Source organism: Paracoccus sp. L-17 (assembly GCF_056857655.1).
In genome coordinates this window covers 1-3,412 of sequence record NZ_JBSXNM010000006.1, presented here as the reverse complement: position 1 = coordinate 3,412, position 3,412 = coordinate 1, and the positions used below count along the sequence as shown (strand labels likewise).

4 protein-coding genes and 1 pseudogene are annotated in these 3,412 nt (G+C 66.1%); 2 read left to right on the top strand and 3 right to left on the bottom strand.

Annotated elements, in window-relative coordinates; genetic code table 11:
* On the top strand, positions 1-411 hold a 411-nt coding region (locus AC13CR_RS00090; protein WP_482919975.1), incomplete at its 5' end, for an IS110 family transposase.
* Here the strand turns inward: AC13CR_RS00090 and tnpC are convergent.
* The 3 genes and pseudogenes from tnpC to tnpA form a co-directional block, all read right to left on the bottom strand.
* Positions 341-1,966 (bottom strand): annotated as a pseudogene (tnpC, locus tag AC13CR_RS00085) (IS66 family transposase). The gene AC13CR_RS00090 and the pseudogene tnpC overlap by 71 nt on opposite strands.
* A 62-nt stretch (positions 1,967-2,028) precedes the next feature.
* Positions 2,029-2,376 carry an IS66 family insertion sequence element accessory protein TnpB gene (gene tnpB, locus AC13CR_RS00080; RefSeq protein ID WP_292958838.1) on the bottom strand — a complete coding sequence of 116 codons (348 nt, stop codon included), beginning with the start codon at positions 2,374-2,376 and terminating at the stop codon, positions 2,029-2,031.
* A complete protein-coding gene (gene tnpA / locus AC13CR_RS00075; protein WP_292958836.1) occupies positions 2,373-2,753 on the bottom strand; it encodes an IS66-like element accessory protein TnpA in 381 nt (126 codons plus the stop codon). Before tnpA ends, tnpB begins: the two co-directional genes overlap by 4 nt.
* 81 nt (positions 2,754-2,834) lie before the next feature.
* Between tnpA and AC13CR_RS00070 the strand changes: the two genes are divergently transcribed.
* Positions 2,835-3,407 (top strand): transposase, encoded by a 573-nt coding sequence (locus AC13CR_RS00070; protein WP_292958834.1) that lies wholly within the window; start codon positions 2,835-2,837, stop codon positions 3,405-3,407.
* Positions 3,408-3,412: the final 5 nt, after the last annotated feature.

Here is a 3,412-nt window from a genome sequence, read left to right as displayed (position 1 = left end):
CATGCCCGGTTCGGCAACGACAAGGCGGGTCTCGCGGCTCTGCGCCGCTGGATCGGCAAGACCCCGGTCCGCGTCGTCTACGAGGCGACCGGGCGCTATCACCGCGACATGGAGGCTGCGCTGGATGCGGCGGGCCACGCGCTGGTGAAGGTGAATCCCGGACGCACGCGCCGGTTCGCGCAGGCCGCGGGTTACGGGGCGAAGACCGATCGCGTCGACGCCGCCATGCTTGTACGGATGGGCGCGGTGCTCGAACTCGAGGCCACGCCGGTTCGCAGCGAGAGCATGCACGAAATCAGGGAGTTGCACATCGTAACCGGCCGGTTGGCACCGCGGTTGATCAGGCGGCCACGGCCTGAGTGTTGGCCATCGGCACCCAGTTCCTCGGCAAGAGTTCGTCGAGTCGGTTGATCTTGTGGTCATGGATGCGGTCGAGCACGTCGGCGAGATATGCCTGCGGATCGAGGCCGTTCAGCTTTGCCGTCTCGATGATCGTCATGGCGCGGGCCAGCGTTTCGCTGCCGGTGTCGGCACCCGCGAAGAGCCAGTTCTTCCGGCCAATGCCGATCGGGCGCAGGGCGCGTTCGGCGACATTGTTGTCGATTGCCACGCGGCCGTCGGTGAGGAAGAGGCTGAACGAGGCCCTGCGGGCCAGCCCCTAGCGGAACGCGCGGGCGAGGTCCCCTTTACCGGGGATCCGCATGATTTGGCTTTCGGACCAGGCGAAGAAGGCCTCGACCTTCGGGGCGCTGTGCTTCTGCCGCGCAGGGAGGCGTATCTCGGCGGGCTGCCCGTTGATTTCACGCTCAATGTCGTAAAGCGCGCCGATGCGGTCGAGCGCCTCACGCGCGATAGCGGATTTCGTCTTGTCCCATTCGTCATGGAAGTCACGCCGCAAATGCGCCCGGCATGACGCCTCCTGCAGACGGGGCGTGCCGTCGGGGTCGGGTGCATAAAGCTTGGCATAGCCCTTGTAGCCGTCGGCCTGCAGGATGCCGCGGGCCTGGGCAAGATGGCTTTGGACGTCCTCTTGCTTCCAGTCCGGGGCGAAGCGGTAGACCGCCGCGGGTGGCGCGGTTCCGGCCCAGGGTCGTGGATCGCGGACATAGGCCCAGATCCGCCCCTGCTTCACCCCCTTGCCGAGGCCGCGGTCCTTGAGGGACCGGTTCAGCACCCTGATCGGGGTGTCATCGGCGTGGAGGAGGTCGCTGGCCATCACATCGGCCTCGATGCGTTCGACCAAGGGCGTCAGCACCTTCATCGCGCGCCCACACCAATCGACCAGCGTGCTGTCCGGGATGTCGGCCCCCATGCGGGCGAAGATCTCGTTCAGGCGATACAAGGGAAGATGGTCATCGAATTTGGAGACGAGGATCCAGGCCGGCAGGGCCGCGCTCGCCATGCTGCCGGGGATGGGACGGCTGGGTGCCGGTGTTTGCACCATCTTCTCACAGCGGCGGCAGGACTTCTTCAGCCGCGCGATCTGCAGGACCTTCAGCTGTGCCGCGACCAGGTCGAGCATCTCGCTCATGTCCTCGCCCACGAGCCGCAGGTCACCACCGCAATCCGGGCAGCAGCTGCCGGGATCGAGCTCGCGCCGCTCCCGCGGGGTCGCCTCCGAGATGCGGGGACGACGGCGGGGTTTGTGTTTGTCCACATCGCCAGTCTTCGCCTCAGGGGCAGGATCCGCTTCGTCTTCGTCCGCCAGGGTGGTGGCGCTTTCGGCGCTGGCGATGAGCAGATCCTCGAGGGCAAGTTCCAGCTGCTCGATCTCGCGCTCGATCTTCTCCGAGGACTTGCCGAAGGCCTGCTTCCTGAGCTTTGCGATCCGCATTTGCAGCGTCTGGATGAGCAGGTCATGCGCCTTGATCGTCGCCGCCATCCTTGCGTTTTCCGCCTGCAAGGCGGCAATCATCGCCTTCAGAACAGCGGGATCTTCGGGAAGGATGGGCGTGTCGCTCGACATGCCATCACCTACCATGATCGATCAAGTGGCGCCATGAAAACAAGGCGTTTCAGGCGGGTAAATCACCCGACACGGGCCGGTGGCGCGCCCCAATCCGGCCGCCGCCAATCAATCCCTTCCCATAACATCGCCAGCTGTGCCGAGGTCAGCCGCACCGCCCCCGAACTGGTGTTCGGCCATGGAAAGCGCCCGCGCTCGAGGACCTTGTAGTAAAGACAGAACCCCTGGCCGTCCCGGTAAAGCAGCTTCAGCCGATCACCCTTGCGGCCCCGGAAGGCAAAGACTGCACCGCCGGTCGGCTTCTGGCGCAGCACGTCCTGCGCGAGCGCCGCCAGCCCCCCGATCCCCTTGCGCATATCCGTTGCCCCGCAGGCCGGATACACCCGCACCCCGGTTCCCGGCCCGATCATGCGGCATCCACCGCGCGGATCAGGCGAGACAGCGCCCCATCGTCGATGTTGCTCTCGAACCGAAGCACACGGCCCTTCGCAAGCCGCAACTCAACCCAGACCACTGGAGTGGTGGCCGGGGTTTGATCCTCCACCACGGTCAACTCCATCGCGGGCACCATGCCGGCGGGCAGGAACAACGCGCCCGCATCAGGAGACCACAGACCCTTGCGCTTCAATTCGTGGCGCCACGCGTAGATCTGCTGCCGCGTCACATCGTGCCGGTGCGCCACCTGAGTCACCGTCGCGCCGTCGATCCCCACCGCGCTCACGATCGCCAGCTTTACCTCATCGTCCCAACGTCGACGGCGCTCAACACCCAGAACCTCGCCCCGCATAGCCCCTCCGCACACAAGAGACGTCGTTAGCGACGTCGCTATGCACGTGTCTTACGCCCTCACGCCGAAATCTGGCAGGCGGTGACAACCGGGTGCTTACCGCACATCGCGCGTCTCGGCCTGATCAAGGATCGCACCGCCTGCCGCAACCGTCTTCAGGCGGCGCGCAACAAGGTCGTCCTGGCGCAGCTGCGTGCGCGTCTGCGGCAGGTCGAACGTCAGATCGAGCAGATCGACGCCGAACTCGCGCGCCTCGTCGCGGAGCTGCTCGCCCATCGCTTCGTGATCCTGATGTCGATCCCCGGCATCGGCCCCGTCGCGGCGATCGCCATGCTCGTTGAGATGCCCGAGCTGGGCTCGATGGATGGCAAGGAAGCCGCCAGCCTCGCCGGGCTTGCCCCGATCACCCGCGAGTCGGGCAGGTGGAAGGGGCAGTCGCGGATTGGCGGTGGGCGACGCGGTCTGCGCCGGGCGCTCTACATGCCGGCCCTCGTCGCCACCCGGCACAACCGGCAGCTCGGCCAGACCTATCAGGCGCTCTGCAGCGCGGGAAAGCCGGCGAAAGTCGCGCTCACCGCCGTCATGCGCAAGCTCCTGATCCTCGCAAACGCCCTGATCAGGGATGACCGAAAATGGGCCGAAACCGCCCCTTGATCAAA

Excerpts from the sequence above, each read along its gene's own strand:
- tnpB (WP_292958838.1), bottom strand. The coding sequence starts at position 2,376 with ATGATCGGGCCGGGAACCGGGGTGCGGGTGTATCCGGCCTGCGGGGCA.
- tnpA (WP_292958836.1), bottom strand. The coding sequence starts at position 2,753 with ATGCGGGGCGAGGTTCTGGGTGTTGAGCGCCGTCGACGTTGGGACGAT.